The sequence below is a fragment of the Thauera sp. WB-2 genome (assembly GCF_027594845.1).
GTDB classification, from domain to species: domain Bacteria; phylum Pseudomonadota; class Gammaproteobacteria; order Burkholderiales; family Rhodocyclaceae; genus Thauera; species Thauera mechernichensis.
Genome location: NZ_CP088935.1, coordinates 2,533,143 through 2,555,969, shown reverse-complemented (window position 1 = coordinate 2,555,969; position 22,827 = coordinate 2,533,143). Strand labels below are relative to the sequence as shown.

23 protein-coding genes are annotated in these 22,827 nt (G+C 65.1%); 12 read left to right on the top strand and 11 right to left on the bottom strand.

What is annotated here, in order from left to right:
* Position 1 precedes the first annotated feature (1 nt).
* Positions 2 to 1,444 (bottom strand): DUF294 nucleotidyltransferase-like domain-containing protein, encoded by a 1,443-nt coding sequence (locus LQF09_RS11765; RefSeq protein WP_270068028.1) that lies wholly within the window; start codon positions 1,442 to 1,444, stop codon positions 2 to 4.
* Between the two features lie 85 nt (positions 1,445 to 1,529).
* A complete protein-coding gene (gene cobA, locus LQF09_RS11760) occupies positions 1,530 to 2,432 on the bottom strand; it encodes a uroporphyrinogen-III C-methyltransferase (RefSeq protein WP_270068027.1) in 903 nt (300 codons plus the stop codon).
* 267 nt (positions 2,433 to 2,699) lie between these two features.
* Here cobA and LQF09_RS11755 point away from each other — a divergent pair, with 267 nt between their 5' ends.
* From LQF09_RS11755 to LQF09_RS11700, 12 genes are all read left to right on the top strand, one after another.
* Positions 2,700 to 4,382, top strand: coding sequence for a nitrite reductase (locus LQF09_RS11755; RefSeq protein WP_270068026.1), 1,683 nt, complete (start codon positions 2,700 to 2,702; stop codon positions 4,380 to 4,382).
* A 117-nt stretch (positions 4,383 to 4,499) separates the two neighbouring features.
* A complete protein-coding gene (locus LQF09_RS11750) occupies positions 4,500 to 5,060 on the top strand; it encodes a NapC/NirT family cytochrome c (protein ID WP_270068025.1) in 561 nt (186 codons plus the stop codon).
* Between the two features lie 42 nt (positions 5,061 to 5,102).
* Positions 5,103 to 5,981: an ethylbenzene dehydrogenase-related protein gene (locus LQF09_RS11745; protein WP_270068024.1), complete on the top strand. Its 879-nt coding sequence runs from the start codon at positions 5,103 to 5,105 to the stop codon at positions 5,979 to 5,981.
* A gap of 144 nt (positions 5,982 to 6,125) precedes the next feature.
* Positions 6,126 to 6,455, top strand: a complete 330-nt coding sequence (locus LQF09_RS11740; protein WP_002927212.1) for a cupredoxin domain-containing protein — start codon at positions 6,126 to 6,128, stop codon at positions 6,453 to 6,455.
* Between the two features lie 114 nt (positions 6,456 to 6,569).
* On the top strand, positions 6,570 to 6,953 hold the full coding sequence (locus LQF09_RS11735) for a c-type cytochrome (RefSeq protein ID WP_002935592.1): 384 nt from the start codon (positions 6,570 to 6,572) through the stop codon (positions 6,951 to 6,953).
* 151 nt (positions 6,954 to 7,104) lie between these two features.
* Positions 7,105 to 8,313: a cytochrome D1 domain-containing protein gene (locus tag LQF09_RS11730; RefSeq protein WP_002927208.1), complete on the top strand. Its 1,209-nt coding sequence runs from the start codon at positions 7,105 to 7,107 to the stop codon at positions 8,311 to 8,313.
* Positions 8,313 to 9,368, top strand: coding sequence for a siroheme decarboxylase subunit beta (gene ahbB / locus LQF09_RS11725; RefSeq protein ID WP_270068023.1), 1,056 nt, complete (start codon positions 8,313 to 8,315; stop codon positions 9,366 to 9,368). The genes LQF09_RS11730 and ahbB (LQF09_RS11725) overlap by 1 nt, the downstream gene beginning before the upstream one ends.
* The gene (locus LQF09_RS11720; protein WP_270068022.1) at positions 9,361 to 9,876 is read left to right on the top strand and encodes an Lrp/AsnC family transcriptional regulator; all 516 of its coding nucleotides are present in this window, start codon (positions 9,361 to 9,363) and stop codon (positions 9,874 to 9,876) included. Before ahbB (LQF09_RS11725) ends, LQF09_RS11720 begins: the two co-directional genes overlap by 8 nt.
* Positions 9,873 to 10,436 (top strand): siroheme decarboxylase subunit beta, encoded by a 564-nt coding sequence (gene ahbB / locus LQF09_RS11715; RefSeq protein WP_270068021.1) that lies wholly within the window; start codon positions 9,873 to 9,875, stop codon positions 10,434 to 10,436. Before LQF09_RS11720 ends, ahbB (LQF09_RS11715) begins: the two co-directional genes overlap by 4 nt.
* A 114-nt stretch (positions 10,437 to 10,550) precedes the next feature.
* Entirely contained in the window at positions 10,551 to 11,759 is a 1,209-nt protein-coding gene (nirJ, locus tag LQF09_RS11710) for a heme d1 biosynthesis radical SAM protein NirJ (RefSeq protein ID WP_037982148.1), read from the top strand.
* A complete protein-coding gene (locus LQF09_RS11705) occupies positions 11,756 to 13,372 on the top strand; it encodes a cytochrome D1 domain-containing protein (protein WP_270068020.1) in 1,617 nt (538 codons plus the stop codon). The genes nirJ and LQF09_RS11705 overlap by 4 nt, the downstream gene beginning before the upstream one ends.
* A gap of 103 nt (positions 13,373 to 13,475) precedes the next feature.
* Positions 13,476 to 14,663 (top strand): NnrS family protein, encoded by a 1,188-nt coding sequence (locus tag LQF09_RS11700; RefSeq protein ID WP_002935601.1) that lies wholly within the window; start codon positions 13,476 to 13,478, stop codon positions 14,661 to 14,663.
* A 46-nt stretch (positions 14,664 to 14,709) separates the two neighbouring features.
* Here the strand turns inward: LQF09_RS11700 and LQF09_RS11695 are convergent, their stop codons facing one another.
* From LQF09_RS11695 to LQF09_RS11655, 9 genes are all read right to left on the bottom strand, one after another.
* Positions 14,710 to 15,414 carry an EAL domain-containing protein gene (locus tag LQF09_RS11695; RefSeq protein ID WP_002935603.1) on the bottom strand — a complete coding sequence of 235 codons (705 nt, stop codon included), beginning with the start codon at positions 15,412 to 15,414 and terminating at the stop codon, positions 14,710 to 14,712.
* Positions 15,415 to 15,651: 237 nt separating this feature from the next.
* Positions 15,652 to 16,410, bottom strand: a complete 759-nt coding sequence (locus LQF09_RS11690) for a Crp/Fnr family transcriptional regulator (RefSeq protein WP_002927189.1) — start codon at positions 16,408 to 16,410, stop codon at positions 15,652 to 15,654.
* A 4-nt stretch (positions 16,411 to 16,414) separates the two neighbouring features.
* Positions 16,415 to 18,340 (bottom strand): nitric oxide reductase activation protein NorD, encoded by a 1,926-nt coding sequence (locus LQF09_RS11685; protein WP_270068019.1) that lies wholly within the window; start codon positions 18,338 to 18,340, stop codon positions 16,415 to 16,417.
* 19 nt (positions 18,341 to 18,359) lie between these two features.
* Positions 18,360 to 19,367, bottom strand: a complete 1,008-nt coding sequence (locus LQF09_RS11680; RefSeq protein WP_002935604.1) for a 4Fe-4S binding protein — start codon at positions 19,365 to 19,367, stop codon at positions 18,360 to 18,362.
* A gap of 16 nt (positions 19,368 to 19,383) precedes the next feature.
* Positions 19,384 to 19,791: a hypothetical protein gene (locus LQF09_RS11675; RefSeq protein ID WP_002935605.1), complete on the bottom strand. Its 408-nt coding sequence runs from the start codon at positions 19,789 to 19,791 to the stop codon at positions 19,384 to 19,386.
* A gap of 28 nt (positions 19,792 to 19,819) precedes the next feature.
* Positions 19,820 to 20,620: a CbbQ/NirQ/NorQ/GpvN family protein gene (locus tag LQF09_RS11670; RefSeq protein WP_270068018.1), complete on the bottom strand. Its 801-nt coding sequence runs from the start codon at positions 20,618 to 20,620 to the stop codon at positions 19,820 to 19,822.
* Positions 20,617 to 20,898 carry a cytochrome C oxidase subunit IV family protein gene (locus LQF09_RS11665; protein WP_002927180.1) on the bottom strand — a complete coding sequence of 94 codons (282 nt, stop codon included), beginning with the start codon at positions 20,896 to 20,898 and terminating at the stop codon, positions 20,617 to 20,619. The genes LQF09_RS11670 and LQF09_RS11665 overlap by 4 nt, the downstream gene beginning before the upstream one ends.
* 11 nt (positions 20,899 to 20,909) lie before the next feature.
* A complete protein-coding gene (locus LQF09_RS11660; RefSeq protein ID WP_002927174.1) occupies positions 20,910 to 21,524 on the bottom strand; it encodes a cytochrome c oxidase subunit 3 in 615 nt (204 codons plus the stop codon).
* Positions 21,525 to 21,569: 45 nt separating this feature from the next.
* Entirely contained in the window at positions 21,570 to 22,607 is a 1,038-nt protein-coding gene (locus LQF09_RS11655; RefSeq protein WP_270068017.1) for a type I glyceraldehyde-3-phosphate dehydrogenase, read from the bottom strand.
* Positions 22,608 to 22,827 lie beyond the last annotated feature (220 nt).

The following is a 22,827-nucleotide window of genomic DNA, read 5'->3' as shown; positions in this document are numbered from 1 at the left end:
CTCAGTGCCGCAGCAGATGCAGCTTGAAGTGGTGCTTGATGAAGGCCTGAAACTTTGTGACGCCCTCGAGCGCGAGGCGGAACTCGCCTTGCTCCATCGCGTTGAGCTGGTCGAGCGCGATGTAGTTGCTTGGCTCGACGCCCTGGCGCAGTGCATCGACATGGCCGCGCAGGCGCATCAGCACGAGGAAGTCGAAGGCCGCGCGCAGGTCCGCGGCGGCGTCTTCCTTGAGCGCGCCCCCGGCGACCAGCGCCTCCATGCGGTCGTGGGTGCTGCCATCCAGCTTGCGTGCCTCGATGGCGAGCGCCTTGATGCCGTCCGTGATGGCGAAGATGCCGGCCTTCTTGACGTCCACCTTGCCGCTATACGGTCCGGACTTCTCGACCTTGATGCGGCCGAACCAGCCTAGTGGAGGCAGGAAGTTCGTCATGTTCTGCGCCATGCGCATCAGGAAGCCCTGGTCGTTGCTCATGTGACGGAAGGCATGCTGGCGCAAGGCCTCGACCAGGTCGGCGCGGCCGTACAGCGCGCGCAGGTCCATGAACATGCTGCCGGTCATCACGTTCTCGGGTGTCGGGGTGGACAGCCAGCGGTTGAGCTCTTGCTTCCAAGCCCCGAGGCTGCGCCGCCAGGCGGGGTTGCGCGCCATGATGCCGCCCGAGCAAGGCGGGACGCCGATCGAAATGAGGGCGTCGATGAGCTCGTGCGAAAACGCTTCCAGACGAGCGACCTGCGCCGGATCCAGGCCGTCGTCGTAGATGATTGCGTTGTCCTGGTCGGTCGACAGGGTCTGCTCGCTACGGCCTTCGGAGCCCATCACGACGAAGGCGAAGTCCTCGGTGAGGTCGGGGAAGCGGGTGCCGCGCAGCAGGTGGATCAGGCGGATCAGCACCTGGTCGTTGAGGTTCGCGATCAGCTTGACCATGTCGCGGATCGGAATCCCGGTGCCGGACAGGTGTACAACCAGCTTCTGGATGCGTTCGTGCAGCAGGCGCAGGCTGTCGATCGAGTCCGCTTTTTCGATGTCCAGCACCAGTTGGTGCGGCGAGTGCGCCTGAAGGCGGAGGATATCGGTGTCGGTGATGATGCCTGCCAGCTCGCCCCCGGGTGTCACCACCACCAGGCGGTGGATCTTCAGCCTCGACATGCGGTAGAGCGCTTCGTACAGCACGTCGTCCTCGCCGATTACCGCCAGCGGGGCATTCATGATGTCGGCAACGTGGAGCGTATTGGGGTCGCGACCCTGGGCGACAACCTTGTTGCGCAGGTCGCGGTCGGTCAGGATGCCCAGCGGGCGGCCATCGCCGACGACGACGACACTCGAGATATTGCGCTCGCGCATGCGCGCGACGACATCGACGACGCCGTCGGCCGCGGCACAGGTCACCACGTTGCGCTGGCAGAAATCCCTGATCGGACGGAAAAACTGGTTTTCTTCGGCCATGCGCGGGCGGTCCTGATTGCAGTCGATAGGGTTGTCATTATAACCCCACCCGCATCATGGAGACCCCGCCGCGCTTGTGCTTGTATCAGGCGGTGGTTGCAAGCGTCTGGGTGAGCAGCATGCCCGGGTCGATGGAGATGACCTCGCCGACCATGATCAGTGCCGGCGCGCGAATGCCGCGCTCGCGAACGTCATTGGGCAGGTCGGCAAGGGTGCTATGCACACCGCACTGGGCTGGGGTGGTGGCGGCGTGGATCACCGCGGCGGGTGTCGTTGCCGGCAGCCCGTGGGCAATCAGTTGCGTGCAGATCGCCTCGAGCGCGCCCAGCCCCATGTAGATCACCAGCGTCTGACGCGGGCGCGCAAGCGCTGGCCAGTCGAGATCGACCGTGCCGTCCTTGAGGTGGCCGGTCGCGAACACCAGCGTCTGGGCGTGTTCACGGTGGGTAAGAGGAATCCCCGTACAGGATGCCGCACCTGCTGCCGCGGTGATTCCAGGCACGATTTCGCAGCGGATTCCGGCCGCCTGTACTGCCTGCATCTCCTCGCCGCCACGACCGAAAATGAAGGGGTCGCCTCCTTTGAGACGCACGACGTCCAGGCCCTCGCGTGCCAGGTCGACGAGCAACTGGTTGATTGCATGCTGCGGCAGTGCATGGTTGCCGGCTTCCTTCCCGGCATAGACACGGCGTGCCGCAGGCGGGATGAGGGCCACGATGGCGTCGCCGACGAGGTGGTCATATACGACCGCCTTGGCGTTGGCGATCAGGCGGGCAGCCCGGAGCGTGAGCAGCTCGGGGTCGCCGGGGCCTGCGCCCACCAGATGCACCTTGCCGACTGCCGGTGGCGCCTGGTCCAGGGATGCGGGTGCCGCACCCGACGAGTCGCCGCCGCGGCTTCGTGCCGGGGTGTCGCCGGGTGCCCGGGATGAGCGGCTCGTGCGACGGCTTGCCAGCGCGGCGGTGGGAGTGTGGTGAGCTGCATACATGGTTGTGACTCCGGCGAGGCGTGTATTAGGGGCAGTCTGTGCTTGCGAGATCGGTGCCGGAGCGGCTTTCCGGGCACCTGCCCGTGTCATGCAACGGGCTTTCTTCGGACCATAAACCCCCTGTACAGGAAGGGTTTCGACCGTGTCGCAACTTTATCCTTACGCCTCATGTGGAAAATTAATTCACATCAAGGATCACGAACTGCCTCGAAAACCATACTGCCGTCACCGTGTTGTTTCACATCCCGTGTCGTAAAGGAGAGGGAAATGCAAAACAAGAGCTTGATCGGTAAAACGCTCGCCATGGCAATCCTGCCGCTGGCGATGAGCAGCGCCTGGGCGCAGGAAGCGCCCAAGCTGACTGCCGAGGAAATGGAGCAGGGCAAGCTGATCTACTTCGAGCGCTGTGCCGGCTGCCACGGCGTGCTGCGCAAGGGCGCCACCGGCAAGAACCTCGAGCCGGCGTGGAGCAAGACCATGCCCGACGGCACGAAGATGGAAGGCGGCACCCTCAAGCTGGGTACCGACCGTCTCGAGAAGATCATCGCCTACGGTACCGAAGGCGGCATGGTCAACTACGACGACATCCTCACGCCGGAAGAAATCAACCTGATGGCGCGCTACATCCAGGTCGAGCCGCCGATCCCGCCCGAGTTCTCGCTCAAGGACATGAGGGATAGCTGGAAGCTTCTGATTCCGGTTGATCAGCGTCCGACCAAGCAGATGAACAAGATCAACCTGAAGAACGTGTTCGCAGTCACGCTGCGCGACGCGGGCAAGCTGGCGCTGATCGACGGTGACACGCACCAGATCTGGAAGATTCTCGACACCGGCTACGCGGTGCACATCTCGCGCCTGTCGGCCTCGGGTCGCTATGTGTATACGGTTGGTCGCGACGGCCTGACCACCATCATCGACATGTGGTTCGAAGAGCCGACCACCGTGGCGACCATCCGCCTCGGTTCGGACGCGCGCTCGGTTGATACCTCGAAGTTCAAGGGCTACGAAGACAAGTACCTGATCGGTGGTACCTACTGGCCGCCCCAGTACTCGATCATGGACGGCGAGACGCTTGAGCCGTACAAGATCGTCTCGACCCGCGGCCAGACCGTCGATGGCGACTACCACCCCGAGCCGCGCGTGGCTTCGATCGTGTCCTCGCACATCAAGCCCGAGTGGGTTGTGAACGTGAAGGAAACCGGCATGATCCTGCTGGTCGACTACACCGACATCAACAACCTGAAGACCACCACGATCAACTCCGCCAAGTTCCTGCACGACGGCGGCTGGGACATGAGCAAGCGCTACTTCCTGGTTGCTGCCAACGCCTCCAACAAGGTGGCCGCGGTCGATACCAAGGATGGCAAGCTGGCTGCGCTGGTTGATACCGCGAAGATCCCGCACCCGGGTCGCGGCGCCAACTTCGTGCATCCGCAGTTCGGTCCGGTGTGGGCAACGGGTCACCTGGGTGATGACGTGGTCTCGCTGATCTCGACCGCGCACGACGACAAGAAGTTCGCCAAGTTCAAGGAGCACAACTGGAAGGTCGTCCAGGAGCTCAAGATGCCGGGCGCTGGCAACCTGTTCGTCAAGACGCACCCGAAGTCGAAGAACCTGTGGGCCGACGCACCGATGAACCCGGAGCGTGAGATCGCCGAATCGGTCTATGTGTATGACCTGACCGACCTGTCGAAGGAGCCGAAGCGTCTGGACGTCGCCAAGGATTCCGGCCTGCCGGAAAGCAAGGCGATCCGTCGCGCCACCCACCCCGAGTACAACGAGGCCGGTGACGAAGTGTGGATCTCGCTGTGGGGCGGCAAGACCGACCAGTCGGCCATCGTGATCTACGACGACAAGACGCTCCAGCTGAAGAAGGTCATCACCTCGCCCGAGATGGTGACGCCGACCGGCAAGTTCAACGTCTATAACACGCAGTTCGACATCTACTGATCGACCGGTTCGATCGTAGCCTGAAAACCCCCCGCGCTTCGGCGCGGGGGTCCGAAGGGTAAAAGCTCCATGTCAGATCGAGACAGCAACACCAAACAAGAACAATCCGGCGGCCTCATGGCCCGCCTGCGCCGCCCCTCGAAGAAGTCGCTGGGCGGTCTGCTCGCTGTCGGTATTGTCGTAGGCATCCTGTTCTGGGGCGGCTTCAACACCGCCATGGAGGCCACCAACACCGAGAAGTTCTGTATCTCCTGCCACGAAATGCATGACAACGTGTACATGGAGTACAAGGAGACCATCCACTACAGCAACCGGACCGGCGTGCGCGCCGTATGTTCCGATTGCCACGTGCCGAAGGACTGGACCTACAAGATGATCCGCAAGATCCAGGCTTCGCGCGAAGTCTGGGGCAAGATCACCGGCACCATCGACACCCGCGAGAAGTTCGAGGCCAAGCGCCTGGAGCTAGCACGCCGCGAATGGGCGCGCATGAAGGCGAGCGATTCGCGCGAATGCCGCAACTGCCACAGCTTCGACAGCATGAACAAGGAGTCCCAGAAGCAGCGTGCGCGCAAGCAGCACGAGATGGCGCTCGAGGACAAGATGACCTGCATCGACTGCCACAAGGGTATCGCGCACCACAAGCCCGAAGGCATGACCGAGGAAGACGAGGAGTGAGCCTCCTCGTGCAGCACAGGCCAACCCAAGCACAGTGAGGGAATGACGATGAAGAAGACGATGATTGCCGGCGCCGTGGGCGCACTCCTTGCCCTTGGCGCTGGCGGCGCCTTTGCCGCCGCACCGGACTGGGGCAAGGTCGAGGCCAAGGACATCACCCTGTTCTACCCCGGCGTGTCGGCGCTCGAGTGGATTCAGACGGGCAAGGATCACGGCGGCGCGCGCGCGCTGCGCAAGGGTGAGACCTGTGCCGACTGCCACAGCGACGAAACAGCCGACATGGGCAAGAAGATCGCCAGCGGTCAGAAGCTCGAGCCAAACCCGATTCCGGGCAAGGCACCGGCCATCCCGGTCAAGGTCCAGGCTGCGCATGACGGCGAGAACCTCTACCTGCGCTTCTCCTGGAAGCAGCCTGCCGCCTCCGGCGCGGCCAAGATGGACGAGGCCAACCCGGTCAAGATCGCCTTCATGCTCGAGTCGGGCGGCAAGGTCGAGCTTGCCGACCAGAGCGGCTGCTGGGCCACCTGCCACCAGGATTCGCGCACCATGCCGGGTGCGGATGACGCCAAGAAGAAGTACGTCAAGGGTGGCTCGGTTGCCGAAGGCAAGTTCTACGACCTCTACCAGTGGCGCAGCGGCGAGAACAAGGGCTTCAATGGCCACGTCGCCGACACCCGCGTGATGGAAGGCGGTACGGCGCTGGTGAGCGCCGAGGGCAAGCAGGACGGCGATACCTGGTCGGTGGTGTTCACCCGCAAGCTCGCGGGCGGCGAGGGCGACGTCACGCTCGAGTCCGGCAAGAGCTACAACTTCGGCTTTGCCATCCACAACGACAACTCGGCTGGTCGCTACCATCACGTCTCGCTCGGCTACAAGCTGGGTGTGGATGCCGATGGCGATGTAAAGGCGGCCAAGCAGTAAGGCTCGACCCTCGGTACTGCGCCGAGGTAGTACAGGCCATGGCTCAGGCGGAAATCCGGGGGTGCCCGGGTTTCCGCCTGTTTGTTGGTGAGCCCGGACGCGCATCGCTTGCCGCCACGGGTTTTTGATCAAGGAGTGGTGATCATGATGATGCGTTCATGGCGGGCGGTGGCGGGCGCAGTGCTGTTTGCGCTCGGTATCTCGGCGCCGGCGATGGCAGCCGAGCACGAAGTCCTGATCGAGAGCTACGCGTTCACGCCGATGGAGTTGCGCGTGAAGACGGGCGACACCGTGGTCTGGGTGAATCAGGAGAAGCGCGTCAGCCACTCGGTGTACTTCATCGCTGCGAACCAGGAGTCCGAGCGCTTCTTCCCCGGTGAGCGCTGGTCGCACCGCTTCGAGCAGGCTGGGCGCTTCGAGTACCGCTGTGGGCCGCATCCGGAGATGCTCGGCGTGGTCATCGTCGAGGACTGAGGCGCGCCGCAGGGACACGACAACCTCACATCCCGTGGGGTTGATTCGAGTCAAGGTTAATGAAGGGGCGAAGGTTCATCCTGTTTCCGACTGATCGACCGTCGGAAGAACGAGATGAAACTACCGCCCCTTGTCGCCCATGTTGCCGTGTTCATCGGCGCCGCGTTGGTCTCCGCGTTTGCTGCGGCCAACGAGTCTCAGCCGGCGCCGCCCGATGCCGAGCGTGCCCGCGAACTCGTGCACATCGTCCGCCAGGACTGTGGGTCCTGTCATGGCCTGACCCTCAATGGCGGGCTGGGGCCCGCACTTACGATCGAAGCCATGGCGGACAAGCCTGCCGAGAGCATGGTGGCCACGATCATCGGTGGGCGCCCGGGCACCCCCATGCCACCGTTCCGAGGCATCGTGACCGAGTCCGAGGCCGAGTGGATCGTCGATCAGTTGATGCGCGGATTCCCGCCTGACACCGGTTTGCCGCCCGTTCAGGCGCGGAACTGATCCACTCGCAGAGCGCCGGCGCAGTGCCTTCGTCAGTCGGCCGGGGCAGCTCTTCAAGGCCGCTCGCCCATTTCGTTTTCTCCAGCTTCCTCAACATTCCAATTCCACCCTCGTTCGCGTATCGCGCCCGAGCTTGATTGACGGAGTCCGCATGTCATCGCAGAAACCTCGCCTCGCACCGCCCGTCCTGTGGGGTGTCGTGCTCTCCGCAATGGTGTTCCTCCTTTCAGCCTGTGCGTCGACGCCGCCCGCTGCGCTGCGCGGCACGGGCGACCTCGGCGTCGTCATCGAGCGCGCGGACGGACGGGTCAAGATCGTCGAGACAAGCGGGCGCAGCGTACTCGCCACCGTAGAGGGCCTTGGCGACCTGTCGCACGCCTCGGTGGTGTTCTCGCGCGATGCGCGTTATGCGTATGTCTTCGGTCGCGACGGTGGCCTGACGAAGGTCGACCTGCTCGAGGCCAGGATCGCCGGCCGCGTCGTCCAGGCGGGCAACGCCATCGGCGGTTCGATCTCGCACGACGGCAGCCTCGTGGTGGTGCAGAACTATGAGCCTGGCGGGATCAAGGCCTTCGATGCACATACGCTCGAATTGGTCGCCGACGTGCCAGCCACGACCGAGGACGGTCGTCGCTCCAAGGTGGTGGGCCTTGCCGACCTGTCGGGCAAGCGCTTCATCTATGCGCTGTTCGAGGCGGGAGAGATCCGCATCACCGACTTCGCCGATCCGCGCAATCCGGTCACGCAACGCTTCGCGGGTGGTAACCAGCCCTACGATGCGCTGGTGACGCCCAACGGCCGCCATTACATCGCTGGCCTGTTCGGGGAGGACGGCCTGGCCTTGGTCGATCTGTGGAACCTGGACAAGGGCAGCAGCAAGATCCTCGACGGCTATGGCCGGGGTGAGCAGCCGCTGCCGGTCTTCAAGATGCCGCACCTGCGTGGGTGGTCGGTGGCAGGAGGGCGTGCCTACCTGCCCGCGATCGGGCGTCATGAGGTGCTGGTGGTCGACACCACGACCTGGCAGGAAGTCGGGCGCATCCCGGTCAAGAGCCAGCCGGTGTTCGCAATGGCACGCCCCGACGGTCGCGAGATCTGGGTCAACTTCGCGTTTCCCGACAATGGCTGGGTGCAGGTGATCGACACCGTCAGCGGCCAGGTCACCCATACCCTCCAGCCCGGGCGCGGCATTCTGCATATGGAGTTCCTCTCCAAAGGGCACGAAGTGTGGCTGTCCGCGCGCGATGACAATCGCGTGGTGATCTACGACACGGCCACCAAGACGCCCATCGGCGGCTTCGATTCGTTGAGCCCGAGCGGCATTTTCTTCACGACGCGCGCGGCGCGCACGGGGTTCTGATGCCGCGCAAGCTTTGCCTGCCCGCGGGCGTCGGCGACATCGGACTGCGCCTGCTCAACGACTGGCAGCGCGACTTCCCGCTCGAGAGCCGGCCGTTCGCACGGATCGCTGCGGCCGTCGGCATGGACGAGGGGGATGTGATCGATGCCTACGGTGAGTTGCGTACCAAGGGCGTGGTGAGCCGCATTGGCGCCGTGTTTGCGCCCCGACGCTTGGGCGCGAGCGCACTTGCCGCGATGGCGGTGCCGCCCTCGCGGCTCGAGGCGGTTGCAGCGCGTGTCAGCGCCGAGGCGGCGATCAACCACAACTACCAGCGCGAGCATCGTTACAACCTCTGGTTCGTGGTGACGGCGTCGTCCGCTGCGCGCCTGCAGCAGGTCGTGGCCGGCCTCGAGCGTGATACCGGCTGCGCGGTGATCGTGTTGCCCTTGGAGGAAGAGTTCCATATCGACCTGGGTTTCGATCTACGCGAACCGGCGGGCGAGGGCGCGTGCAACAGCCCGGCGGGGCGTCGCCGCGAACGCGCGTCGATCGTGCTCGACGGCGACGCTGCCTGCGCGCTACCCGCCATCGAGCGCGAGTTGGTCACTGCCTTGCAGGGGGGGCTGGCGCTGGAGGCTCGTCCATTCGAGTCCCTTGGCAAGAAGGTCGGGCTGAGCGAGGCGATGACGCTGGAGTTCATCGTGCGTTGGGTGTGTGAAGGCCTGATTCGGCGCTTTGGTGTGGTGGTGCGCCACCACGAGCTCGGCATGGAGGCCAATGCGATGTGCGTTTGGGATGTCCCCGAGCAGGACGTTTCCGCGCTGGGGCGAAGCCTCGCACGCGAGCATGCGGTGACGCTGTGCTATCGTCGCCGACGGGCCTTGCCCGACTGGCCCTACAACCTGTTCTGCATGATCCATGGCAGTGCCCGCGAGGACGTGCTGGCGGCGCGTGCAGACCTCGCACAGCGCCTGGGCCTGGATGCCTATCCGAGCGCGACCCTGTTCAGTTGCCGCCGCTTCAAGCAAACCGGTGCGCACTATCTCTCCCCCGGAGCCCTTGCCCATGCCTGAAGCTCGAGAACGCCCGTCTGGCAGCAAGGCCGCCGGACGCCAGGGCATCGCCGCACGCCGCGCGCCCGACGACGTCGATCGCCGGCTGATCAATGCCTTGCAGGGTGACTTCCCGCTGGTGGAGCGCCCCTTCGCGCAGGTAGCCGATGCCGTGGGCTTGAGCGAGGAGGCGCTCATTGCCCGTCTGCAGAGTCTGCTCGACGACCGTGTATTGACACGCTTCGGCCCCATGTTCCAGATCGAGCGCATGGGCGGGGCTTTCTGCCTGGCCGCAATGGCCGTGCCTGAGGCGCGTTGGGGCGAGGTTGTCGAGGCCGTCAATGCCTTTACCGAAGTGGCGCACAACTACCGCCGTGAACATGCCTTGAACATGTGGTTCGTGCTCGCGACCGAGACCCCGGGAGGCATCGCCGACTGTGCTGCGCGCATGGAAGCCGCGACCGGTTTGCCGGTGCACCTGTTCCCCAAGGAGCGCGAGTACTTTGTCGAGATGAAGCTGGAGGCGTGACGGTGAGCGATCCGATTGATTTTGCGGTGGGCGGTGCCGGGGTGCCGAGCGGCAAGCTGGGCGATGTGCAGGCAGCTGCCGACCTCGACCGTCGGCTCGTCCTCGCTACCCAGGGTGGGCTGGCCTTGGTCGCGCGCCCCTATGCCTTGCTCGCCGAGCAATTGGGCACGAGCGAAGCGTTGGTGCGTGAGCGCCTGGCGGTCATGCTGGCCGATGGTCGCATCCGGCGCATCGGTGCGGTCCCGAACCATTACGCCATCGGCTACCCTGCAAACGGCATGAGCGTCTGGGATATCGATGACGACTGCATCGATGCGGTCGGCGAGCGGGTCGGGGGCTTGCCCTTCGTCACCCACTGCTATCGGCGTCCGCGCCACCTGCCGGACTGGCCCTACAACCTGTTTGCGATGGTGCATGCGGCGACGCGCGAAGCAGCGCTCGAGCGCGTTGGCGAGATCGCAGCAGCGATCGAGCGTGACTTCCCGGGTGTCTGCCGTAGCCGCGACGTGCTGTTTTCGGCCGGGATCCTGAAGAAAACAGGCTTGCGCATCGGCGCTTGAGGAACTCGCCGAAGGGCGCAGCAGCGCGATTTGCTGCGCCAGGCCGGCCCCTTGACCGGCGTCATTTTTCCCGCCACCAAGGTCGGCTGTAATCGCGGCAACAAGGAGGCTTCCATGTTCCGCATCTCCCAATTCATCCGCGAACTCGACCACCCGACCCCCGCCGGCCCGCGCCGTAACCCGCCCGGGCCGGTGGTCATCTGGAACCTGATCCGGCGCTGCAACCTCACCTGCGAGCACTGCTATTCCATCTCTGCAGACAAGGACTTCCCGGGCGAGCTGAACACCGCCGAGATCTTCAAGGTCATGGATGATCTCAAGGCAGCGCGCGTGCCGGTGCTGATCCTGTCGGGCGGCGAGCCGCTGTTGCGGCCGGACATCTTCGACATTGCCCGTCGTGCCAAGGGCATGGGCTTTTATGTCGGCCTGTCGTCCAATGGCACCTTGATCGACGAATCGAACATCGACGCCATAGACGAGATCGGCTTCGACTACGTTGGCGTGAGCCTGGACGGAATCGGCGCCACCCACGACCACTTCCGCCGCAAGCAGGGGGCCTTCGAGGCCTCGATGCACGGCATCCGCCTGTGCCGGGACCGTGGCATCAAGGTCGGCGTGCGCTACACCATGACAGAGGGAAACGCCCACGATCTGCCCGCGCTGTTGAAGCTGGTCGAGGACGAGCGCATCGACAAGTTCTACTTCTCGCACCTGAACTACGCCGGCCGCGGCAACAAGAACCGCGCAGGCGATGCTCGCCACCGCACCACGCGTGAGGCGATGGAACTGCTGTTCGAGACCTGTCTGGACCTGCACCGGCGCGGCATCGAAAAGGACTTCGTCACCGGCAACAACGACGCCGATGGCCCCTTCCTGCTGCACTGGGTGCAGCGCCGATTCCCTGACAAGGCCGCACACGTTGAGGCCAGGCTGCGCCAATGGGGCGGCAATGCGAGCGGGGTGAATGTCTCGAATATCGACAACCTCGGCATCGTGCACCCCGACACCATGTGGTGGCATGTGCCGCTGGGCAACGTTCGCCAGCGTGCCTTCGGCGAGATCTGGAACGACCTGAGCAATCCGCTGCTCGCCGGCCTCAAGCAGCACCCACGCAAGCTCGAGGGGCGCTGCGGCGCCTGCCGTTATCTGGACATCTGCAATGGCAGTTCGCGGGTGCGTGCCGAGCAGGTGACTGGCAACCCCTGGGCGGAGGATCCGGCCTGTTATCTGGATGACGAAGAGATCGGCGTCAGCGCCGATGACTACGGCGCCGAGCGCGTCGTCACCACGCCCTGGGTCCGCCTCAACAAGGTGTCCGCATGAAGCCGCTCCGTTCCGTCGCCGCCGTTGTGGCGGGTCTCGCCCTTGCCTTCCCTGCGGCGCAGTCCGTTGTTGCCGCTTCGCCCGCAGCCGTTACGCCGGTTGTCGATGTTGCCGCACTCTATGAGCAGCACTGTGCCGCTTGCCACGCCTCGAGCCGATTGGGCGGGATGGGGCCGGCGCTGCTGCCCGAGAACCTGTCGCGTCTGCGCAAGGGCGAAGCGCTCAAGGTGATCGCAGAGGGGCGTACGGCCACCCAGATGCCTGGCTTCGCGGCCCAACTCGGCCAACATGAGATCGCCGCGATTGCCGACTGGATCTACACACCGGTGGTGCCCGAGCCGCGCTGGTCGGATGCCGACATCACCGCCTCGCGCATCGAGCATGTCGCCCCGGCCACCTTGTCGGACAAGCCGGTGTTCGACGCCGACCCGCTCAACCTTTTCCTCGTCGTCGAGGCAGGGGACCACCACGTCAGCGTGCTCGACGGCGACAAGCTAGAGCCGATCTTCCGCTTCCAGTCGCGCTTTGCGCTGCACGGCGGTCCCAAGTTCGCAGCCGAAGGGCGGTATGTGTTCTTCGGTTCGCGCGACGGCTGGATCACCAAGTTCGACCTGTGGAACCTGAAGGTGGTGGCCGAGGTGCGTGCCGGCATCAATACCCGTAACGTCGCGGCCTCGCCCGATGGCAAGCACGTCGCGGTGGCCAACTACCTGCCGCACACGCTGGTGTTGCTCGATGGCGATCTGAACCTGATCAAGACGCTCCCCGCGATGGATCGGGATGGCAAGCAGAGTTCGCGCGTCTCGGCGGTGTACGACGCCACCCCGCGCCAGTCCTTCATCGCCGCGCTCAAGGATGTCGGCGAGGTGTGGGAGATCAGCTACACCAAGGCGGTCGAGGACATCCCGACCAGCTACATCCACGACTACACCCAGCGCGAGGGGACCTTCATCCCCGGCTATCTCAATCCGCGCCGCACCATCCTCGCCGAGGTGCTCGACGACTTCTTCTTCACCCAGGACTACTCCGAGCTGATGGGCGCATCGCGTGAGGGTGTCGGCCAGGTGGTGAACCTGGATGTGCGCAAGAAGATCGCCAACCTGCCGCTGGACGGCATGCCCCACCTGGGTTCGGGCATCACCTGGGAGTGGACCGACCCTGCCGCAGGACCTGACGCGAAGCCGCGCACGGTCATGGCGAGCACCAACCTCAAGGCGGGCGAGGTCACGGTCATCGACATGAAGACCTGGGAAGTCATCAAGCGCATCCAGACCCGCGGCCCGGGCTTCTTCCTGCGCAGCCACGGCAACAGCCGCTATGCCTTCGTCGATTCGATGATGAGTCCGGAGGCCAAGCACATCCTGCAGGTGATCGACAAGCAGACGCTGGAGGTGGTCAGGGAGATTGTCGGCGAGCCTGGCAAGACGCTTGCCCACATCGAGTTCACCCGCGATGGCCGCTATGCGCTGGCCAGCCTGTGGGAGGATGAGGGGGCGGTCATCGTTCTCGACGCGCAGACCCTCGAAGAGGTCAAGCGTCTGCCGATGAGAAAACCCGTCGGCAAGTACAACGTCTGGAACAAGATCACGCGCGAGGAAGGCACCAGCCACTGAGTGCAGCCGGCATCCGCGCAGGTGCGCGGGCGCCAGGTATGCCGCGGGTGCCTTCGCTGCAGCTGACTTCATCAACCCCAAGAGCATTACAGAGAAAATAGACATGCCGCTGATTCGCATCGACGAACCCACCACCCGCCGTATTCCGCCCGATACCTTCTCGCTCTGGGCGCTTGGTTTCAGGCCTTTCTACCTGCTTGCGGCGCTGTTTGCCGCCATCGCCGTGCCGGTATGGGCGGTGGCCTACTCGGGTGGAATCGAACTGCCGATTCCCGGGATGTGGTGGCACGCACACGAGATGATCTTCGGTTTCGCGGTGGCGGTGATCATCGGTTTCCTGTTTACCGCTGGGCGCAACTGGACCGGGCTCGATACGCCCGCGGGCCCGCCGCTTGCAGCGCTGGCGGCCCTGTGGCTGGCTGGACGGCTGGCGATGGCATTCGGCAGTGGTGCCTGGGTGGCGATCGTCGACATGGCTTTTCTGCCCGTCGCGGCAGCCCTGTTGTTGCGTGTGCTGATCAAGGCCAAGAGCAGGCGCAATTACTTTGTCGGCGTCCTGCCGGCCCTGCTCGCGCTGGCGAACCTGGTCTTCCATCTCGCCGTACTCGGCGTGCTTGCGGTCGATCCGCTGATGGCGATGCATCTGGCGCTCGGGCTGATCGTGGTACTCGAAACGATCGTCGGCGGGCGCGTGATCCCGATGTTCACCTTCAACGCCGTGCGCGGCATCAAGCAGTGGCGCGATCCGCGCCTGGACTGGGCGGCGGCGATTGCGACGGGTGTCGCGCTGTTGCTGTGGGCACTCGGGGCCGGCATGTGGGCGGGCGCGGTGTCGCTGGTCGCCGCCTTGTTGCAGGCGCTGCGGCTGGGCGGCTGGAACCCGTGGGCGACGCGAGGCGCCCCCCTGCTGTGGGTGCTGCATCTGGCCTACCTGTGGATTCCGCTCGGTCTGGCGCTGATCGCGCTCACCCAGTTCGGCATACTGCCGCGTTCGGCGGGCATTCATGCGCTTGCGATTGGCGCGACAGGTGGATTGATCATCGGCATGATCACCCGTACTGCGCTTGGACACACTGGACGCATGCTCGTGGCGGGGCCGGTGGAGACCGCCGCCTACGCGCTGGTGCTGCTGGCGGCGCTGGTTCGCGTGTTGAGCGTGGCGCTCTTTCCCGCCGCGCTGGTGGGCGGTGTGCATGCCGCGGCGACGCTATGGGCGCTTGGCTTTGCCCTCTATCTGTGGCGCTATGCGCCTTTCCTGCTCAAGGCGCGGGTTGATGGCAAGGAGGGTTGAGACCCTCGTGCCGATCGCCCCTGTGCGTGCGGTGGGGCAGGGGCGATCAGCTGCCAAGCAGTGCTGCCAGTACCCCCGGGTCGGCAACGGGCAGCGCTTCGAAGCCCGGGCGGGCGTATAGATAGCCCTGCTGCAGCCTGATTCCCATGCCGGCGAGACAGCGCGCCTCGTCGAGCGTTTCCACGCCTTCTGCAATCAGTGTGCACGGCAGTTCAGCGGCGAGGCTGACCAGGTGGCGAACGATCAATTGCCGACGGCGGTCCTGATCGATGTTGCGAATCAGGTTCATGTCGAGCTTCAACACGTCGGGCTGGAAGTATGTCAGCAGGTTGAGCCCCGCGTAGCCGGCGCCGAAATCGTCGATCGCAGTGCCAAAGCCGATTGCACGGTATTCCTCTACGATGCGGCGCAGGTGGCCGTCATTGCGCACTTCCTCGACCTCGGTGATTTCGAACTGAAGCCGCTCGAGCGGAAATCCGACCCGGTTTGCAGCCTCGATGGTGGCGCGGATGCAGGCTCGCGGTTCGTACACCGCATTAGGCAGGAAGTTGATGCTAAGCCGTGACGACAAGCCGAGCTGGTGAGCGAGTTCGATCGCCTTCGTCCGGCAACGCTGGTCGAACTGATAGCGGTTTTCGTCCGTGAGCTTGGCCAATACGCTGGCTGCACTCTCGCCATTGGGGCCGCGGACCAATGCCTCCCACGCCCACGACGAACCGCTGTCGAGGTCGATGATCGGCTGGAAGGCCATCGTAAAGTCGAAGGGCAGGGGCGGAAGTGCGCGGCAACGGCCGCAGTCGGGGAGTAAGGACTCACTTCGTGGCGCGTGCAGCGGGAATTCCGTGTTGGTCATGTGCGCTGCCTGGGTTGGGTTGTAAGTGCGACAGTAATGATGTCAAACAGGCCTCGTCAAGGTCGGGTACATGTACGAAGTGCGATAGCGGCGTCTCAGTGGGCGGCTGCACCCGAGCGAGCTGACAGGGCCGCCTCAGCCCAGGCTTCGCCTGAGTTTGCCGATGTCGGGGATATGGATCGTGCGGCCCTCGACTTCGATCAGGCCGGAGTCTGTGAGCTCGTGCAGGATGCGTGAGAAGTGCTCCTGGGTGAGGTTCAGGCGCGAGGCGATCGTGCCCTTGCTGGTCGGCAGGCGAATTGACACCCGCCCGTTGGCAATGCCGTCGCCCTCGCGCTCTTCCTCGCGCAGCAGGTAGCCAATGATGCGTTCGCGCCCCGAGCGCAGCGAGTAGCTCTCGACGTCGGCCATCAGGTGGTGCAGGCGCTGGGCCAGGCCGGCGATGATCTTGCGGCAGAACACCGGGTCGCCCGCCATTTCATCGAAGAACACCTGCTTGGCGATGTGGAGAAGACTGGCATCGGTCAGGGCCTGGGCCATCACCACGTAGGGTTTGTCCATGAACATCACGGCTTCGCCGAAGCTCTGCCCAGGACGCAGGATGTCGACGACCTTCTCGTTGCCCTCCGCAGAGGTGAACGCGAGCTTGACCTGGCCGCTGAGGATGAAGTGAAAGCCGGAGCAGGTATCGCCGCGGTGGAAAAGAATGTCGCCCCGCCCGACCTTGAGCTCGCGCACGCCACGCGCGAAGCGGGCGATGTCGTGGCAACCCAGGCCATTGAAGAGCGAGGCCTGGCTCAGCAGGCGGCACAGGCGCTCGATCTCGGGCGAAGGCTGGTCGGCGGGCGGCGTGTCGCGCAGTGCTTCGGTGCAGGGGAGGTCGCGGTAGTTCATGGCTTCACCGAGTGAGCTGGGCATAGAACATGGGCAGGCGGGCGGGGAGTTCATCGGGCTGGCGGATCACTGCGAAGCCCGCCGGACCGAACAGGTGTGGCAGGTAGCTTGCGCCCTCGCGGTCGATGGTGACGCAGAAGGGAACGATGCCATGGCTGCGGGCCTCGACGATCGCGACCCGGGTGTCCTCGATGCCGTAGCGGCCGTCGTAAAGGTCGAGGTCGTTCGGTTTGCCATCGGAGAGGATGAGCAGAATGCGGCGCGCTGCGGTCTGCTTTTCGAGGATGGTAGTGGCGTGGCGGATGGCGGCACCCAGGCGGGTGTAGTAGCCGGGCTTGATCGCCATGATGCGGCCGCGGGCGCGGTCGTCGAAGCGCTGGTCGAAGTCCTTGAGACGATGAAAGCGCACGTTGCTGCGCTTGACCGAGGAGAAGCCACACAGTGCGAAGCGGTCGCCGGTCGCCATCAGCGCTTCACCGAACAGCAGCAAGGAGTCGCGGATGACGTCGATCACGCGTGCTTCGGAGGACACCCAGGCGTCGGTTGACAAGGAAAGGTCGGCGAGTGCGAGGCAAGCCAGATCGCGCTCGCGCTTCTCCAGCGACAGGTAGAGCTGGTCGGATGGGTGGTGACCGCAGGCACGGTCGGTGGTGGCGCGTACCACAGCGTCGACGTCGAGCTCGGTGCCGTCGACCTGTCCCTTGAGCCAGCGCCGGCCCGGTGTCAGCGCGGCGAACTGACGGTGCAGGCGGCGGGCGGTGCGGCGCAGGTGTTCGGGTAGCGCGCAGGGTGCCGCACGAGGATCGTTGATCGACGGCGTCAGTTCGTTGAGGCGGACATGATCCTCGCGCAGCAGGTTCTTGCGGTAGTCCCACTCCGGCAGCGGGATGCCGTCGCCGAGGACGACGTCGTCCTCGGCGGCCGAGGGCAGGTCGAGGTCGAAGCGGACCTTGGAAGCAACACGCTCGTTGTCGCGGGTGATCGACAGGTGGTCGAGGTTGGCTGCGGCATCGGCGGCGTTGTCGTCCGGGTCGTCGTCGGTGCTGCGCTTGACCTTGATGAATTCGGCAACCGATAGCAGGCTTTCGGCGCGGAAGGGAATGATCATGCCGTGCTTCTCGGGCGCGTTCTCCTGGCGCTCGACACGGTGGGCCTGCTGGCTGGCGTCGCGACCCGGCTTGGTGCTGCCGCCCTCGGCAGCCTCGGCGCCGCTGCCGCTGCCGGCGAGGCCTGCTGCGGGCTTGGCACGGAAGTCGCTCAGCCACAGCAGCACCGGTTGCGTGGGCTGTGCCTTGACCGGCAATGCCGGTAAGGCGGCAACGCTGCCCGGTGCATGCATTGCCTGGCGCAGCAGGCGTTCGCGCTCGGCTTCGGCTGCAGGTAGCTTGGCGGGGTTGCGGCGCTGGGCGATCACGGCGTCCACCAGTCGGCGATAGCGCGGCTCGATACCTGGCCAGCGTTGTAGCGCGCGCAGGGTGGCACGCTGGTTCTCGCGCAGTTCACGACTGGCCTCGGTATCGAAGGTGCCGGTCGGCAGGGGGGCGAGTGCGGCCTCCACCTGTGCGTCACGGGTGGCATCGCCGTTGCCATGACCCGCGGCCAGTGCGGCCAGCCACAGATAGAGGTCGCGGTTGAGGCTGCGTTCTGGCAGGGCGTCGATCTCCGGCGGCAGGCGCAGGGTGGCGATGTCCATGCGGCCGCGGGCAATGCGTTCGTCTGCGCCGGCGATGCGCTGTAGCAGGCTGCGCCGCGCGCCATGGGTATCAACGGTGGCAGCGGCCACGCGCAAGCCCGGGTCGCCGCCGAGCGCGCGGAAGAACACCCCCGCGACCTTCTCGATGTCCTTGAGCCTGACCGCGGCCTTGGGGAAGTGCCCGCCCGCTGCGCGGGTGATCAGACGGTGCCAGAATAGTCCGACGTGTTCTTCCATGGTTCAGCGTTCCCTCGGTTCAGCGTTCCTTGAACGCGCGGAAACCCGCTTCGTTCTGGCGCGCGGCTTCGCCCGTCACCCAGCTCAGTAGCGGGCCTTCGGGGTTGTCGCGCTGGGTCTCGCCACAGGCGTCGATGCACTGCCGGCATTGCGTGCAGGTGAACATGTGGCGCTTGATGTTGCGCGGGCGCAGCCGCATCGGGCATACCGCGTCACAGGCCGACTGGCGCTCGGGGAGGCAGCTCGAGCAGTCGGTGGCACGAGCGCGCGCAAAGCCCACCACCATCGCGTCGCGGTTGCCCATCCAGGCCAGGCTCTGGAACAGGCCGACTGCACAGACGAAGCGGCAGAACAGGTGGCGTGCGAACAGGAACTCCAGGCTCAGCACGACCGTTGCGGCGGTGATGAAGATGAACTGGTTGCGCGTCAGTTCGCCAGCGATGAGGTTTCCATACACCTCGGCAGGTGGCAGCAGGTAGGTCAGCAGTACCACCGCCCACAGGAAGGCGAAGGCGACGGCTGCAGGTACGACGAGGCCCCACCAGCGTGCATCGACCTTGGCGCGTGAACCGTCCGGCTTCCAGGCCGGCAGGCGGTGTTTTTCCCACACGCTGGGTTTGCCCGAGGCGCGCGCCATGAGCTTGTTGATGGATTCGACCACCGAGAAGTGCGGGCATAGCCAACCGCAATACATACGCCCCCACTTCCAGGCCACCCAGAGCACCACTGCAGCGACCGTCAGCAGCGGCACGAACAGGCGCAGCATGATGCTGCCGGCGGCCTCGAGCGCGCTTGCCTGGCCGGCAAGAAATGGGTCAAGCCCGAGCCGCCACTCCATGCCCAGCAACCACGCATGGTCGGCGTTGAGATCGTAGCGAAAGAGGTCGAACACCGGTGCGAGCACGAAGAGTGCAAAAAAACCGACCTGAAAGGCCAGCCGCAAGCCCTGGCGCGGGCTGTGCGCTCCATCGTCCGTACCTGCCCGGGCGATGGGGATGATTCGGCGTGCCGGCGCGGGTGTGCTCATCACGGGCTCGCGGTACTCAGACGGGTTCGCGCGGTCCGAACACCGGGTAGCGCCAGCTGCGGCCGTTGATGGCGCGCGACAGCCCCATGACGCCAAGCAGGATCAGACCCGCATGGACGAGCAAGAAATACAGGATTCCGATGACCCAGGTCCATGGGTTGTCGAAGCCGCCGAGCAGTAGGATCGCGATGCTTGTGCACACGAGTATCAGACCGCCCCAGATGCAGGTCCAACCGGTCTGGCGCAGGTGGTTGCGCACCAGTGGGTCTTCGTGGTCGTGGAACTTGGCCCACAGCACCATCAGCACCAGGAAGGCCAGGACGGGCAGCAGCATCAGGTTGATGATGAACAGGGCCTCGGCCATCACGGCGAGTTGCGGCCCCGGCATGAGGTGCTTGAGCGGGTCCTGGCGTTGGATGTTCATGGTTTCCTTGTGACGCGTGGGATGGTGTTCAGCGGCCGAAGGTGGCGGATACCACCTCCATGAGTCCCTCTGCGATGTCGGCGTCGTCGGTCAGGGCTTCGACGATGCCGACGCGGCAGGCTGCCACCGGGTCCATGCCGTCCTTGATGAGCAGTGCGGCATAGACGAGCAAGCGTGTGCTGGCCGATTCCTCGAGGTCGCGGTCCTTGAGCGAGCGCAGCGCACCGGCGATGGCGACCAGGCGGCGAGCGAGATCCGGCGGGCAGGCGGTTTCGCCGATCAGGATCGCCTCTTCCTGTTCGGCGCGAGGGAAGTCGAAGCGCAGGCTGATGAAGCGCTGGCGGGTGGACGGCTTCATGCCCTTGAGCAGGTTCTGGTAGCCCGGGTTGTAGGACACCACCAGCATGAAGCTGGGTGGAGCCTCGATGAGCTCGCCGGTGCGGTCGATGGGCAGGATGCGGCGATCGTCGGCCAGCGGGTGCAGCACGACGGTCGTGTCCTTGCGCGCCTCGACCACTTCGTCCAGGTAGCAGATACCACCCTCGCGCACCGCGCGTGTGAGCGGACCGTCGCACCACATGGTGCGGCCCTCGCCGATCAGGTGGCGACCGACGAGATCGGCTGCGGTGAGATCGTCGTGGCAGGCCACGGTAAACAGCGGCAAGCCGAGGCGCGCGGCCATGTGGGCGACGAAGCGGGTCTTGCCGCAACCGGTGGGGCCCTTGATGAGCAGGGGCAGACGGTTCTTCCAGGCGTGCTGGAAGACCTCGACCTCGTCCGCGGCGGGTTGGTAGAAGGGGATGTCGAGGTTGGGCGTGTCGGGCTTCATTGTCCGAGTCCTTTGAGATAGGCGATGGCGATGACGGCCCACACCAGGATCATCCAGCCCATGGTGATGGCACGCCAAAGGAGGGGCGCGTGGCGCAGGGCCATGAAATCGAGAATGATCACTGCGCCTTTCCAGAAGGAGATGGCGGCGAGGGCAGCGATGGCCCAGGTGCCCGCTGCGCCGTGCGTGCCCATGCCCCAGGTGAGCAAGGTTGCGCCGATCAGCGAGAGCCACAGCCAGGTGGCGCGCTTGGGGGTGCCGTGCATGTGCGTGTCCATGGCCGGGCTCCTCAGTGGATCACGTAGACAAGGGGGAAGAGGATCAGCCACACCAGATCCACCATGTGCCAGTAGGCGGCACCGGTCTCGATCCCGTTCATGTTGCCCGGGCCGTAGCGCCCCTGGCGGGCGTTGTTCCACATCGCCACCAGGATCACGAGCCCGAGGATCACGTGCATGAAGTGAAAGAAGGTGAGCGACAGGTAGAACATGTGGAAGGGGCTGCTCGACAGGCTGATGTCGTGCGCGAAGGCAGCGGCGTACTCGCCGAGCTTGACGACGATAAAGCCCAGGCCGGTGACGATGGCGGCCAGCAGCCAGTTCGCAGCGGCACGTGCGGCACGCAGCTCGGCAGCCTGTACGGCACGAACAACGAAGTAGCTCGAGGTCAGCAGCAGGATCGTGTTGATTGCGCCTGCCGTACGGTCGAGCCCTGCCTGCTCGGCATTGAACAGCTCGATGTTGTTTGCGCGGGTGAAGGCGTAGGCGGCGAAGAAGGCGCCGAAGGCAAGCAGCTCCGCCATGATGAAGACCCAGATCGCCAGGTCGCCGGCAAGGCGTGGCTCGGCTGCCGGTGTGGGGTGACCTGCGGCGCCGTGGGGGAGGGATGTGCTTGTCGTTTCCATGCGCGGCAGTCTAGGCAAGCGCGCATGGTTTGAACTTGATCGTGGTTAACTGGTGCCGGGACCCGCGTCCGCGCGCCTCGTGCGGGCCAGCCAATGGCGAGTCACATCCACCATGCGGCTCGCGAACCCCCACTCGTTGTCGAACCACACCATCAGGTTGACCATGCGCTTGCCGATGCTGCGCGTCTGGCCGCCGTCGACGATTGCGGAGTGGGGATCGTGGTTGAAGTCGATCGAAGCGTGCGGCTCGTCCGAGTAGGCGATCAGATTGCGGTAGCGACCCTGGGCCGCCTCGCGCAGCAAGCGGTTGATCTCGCCTGCGGTGACGTCGCGCGCGAAGCCGAGCACCATGTCGATGGCCGAGACATTGTGCGTCGGGACGCGGATCGCCTTGGCCTGGACCTTGCCCGCGAGCTCGGGCAGCAGGCGCTCCACCCCGCGTGCCAGTCCGGTCGACACCGGGATGATGGATTGCATCGCCGACCGCGTGCGGCGCAGGTCGGTGTGGTGGTAGCCGTCGATCAGCGGCTGATCATTCATGGCGGAGTGCAATGTGCTCAGCAGCACGTTGTCGATGCCGATCTCGCGCTGCAGCAGGTCGAGTACGGGAACCACCGCGTTGGTCGTGCATGAGGCGTTCGATACCAGCCCCTCGCGGCCGTCCAGCGTCTCGTGGTTGATGCCGTACACGATGGTGGCGTCCACGTCCTCGGCGCCGTTGCCGGGGTGGGACAGGAGCAGGCGGGGGCAGCCGGCGTCGATGAAGCGCTGAAGTTCGGCACGACTGCCGTACTGGCCTGAGCACTCCACGATCAGGTCGGGTTCGAGCGCGGCCCAGTCCACGGCCTCGGGGCTGTCGGCATGGCTGATCAGGATCGGATGACCGTCCACCAGCAGGGCTTCATCGCTGCTGTCCACCTGTCCGGGAAAGCGGCCATGCGTGGAGTCGAAGCGGGTCAGGTAGCTGATGCTTGCGAGATCGGCCGGTTCGTTGATGGCGACGACCTTGAAGGTGTCGACCAGACCGGCTTCGTGGAGCGCGCGCAGATAGCAGCGCCCGATGCGGCCGTAGCCGTTGATCACGATGCGAAAAGGGGACGACTGATCGGCGCAGGGCGTCGAGGATACAGGGGAGTGGCTTGCAGCGGGCACGATGTCGACAGTAGGGCTTGGCCTGGCGGGGCCGAGGTGTGGCACCCGCGCGAAGCGCTCATTCTAGCGGCTGGCGCGGCGGCCTCCGGCGCCGGGACGAAAAAAAGGGGCGGCTTTCGCCGCCCCAACCCCTTCCCCTGGATCGCCCAGG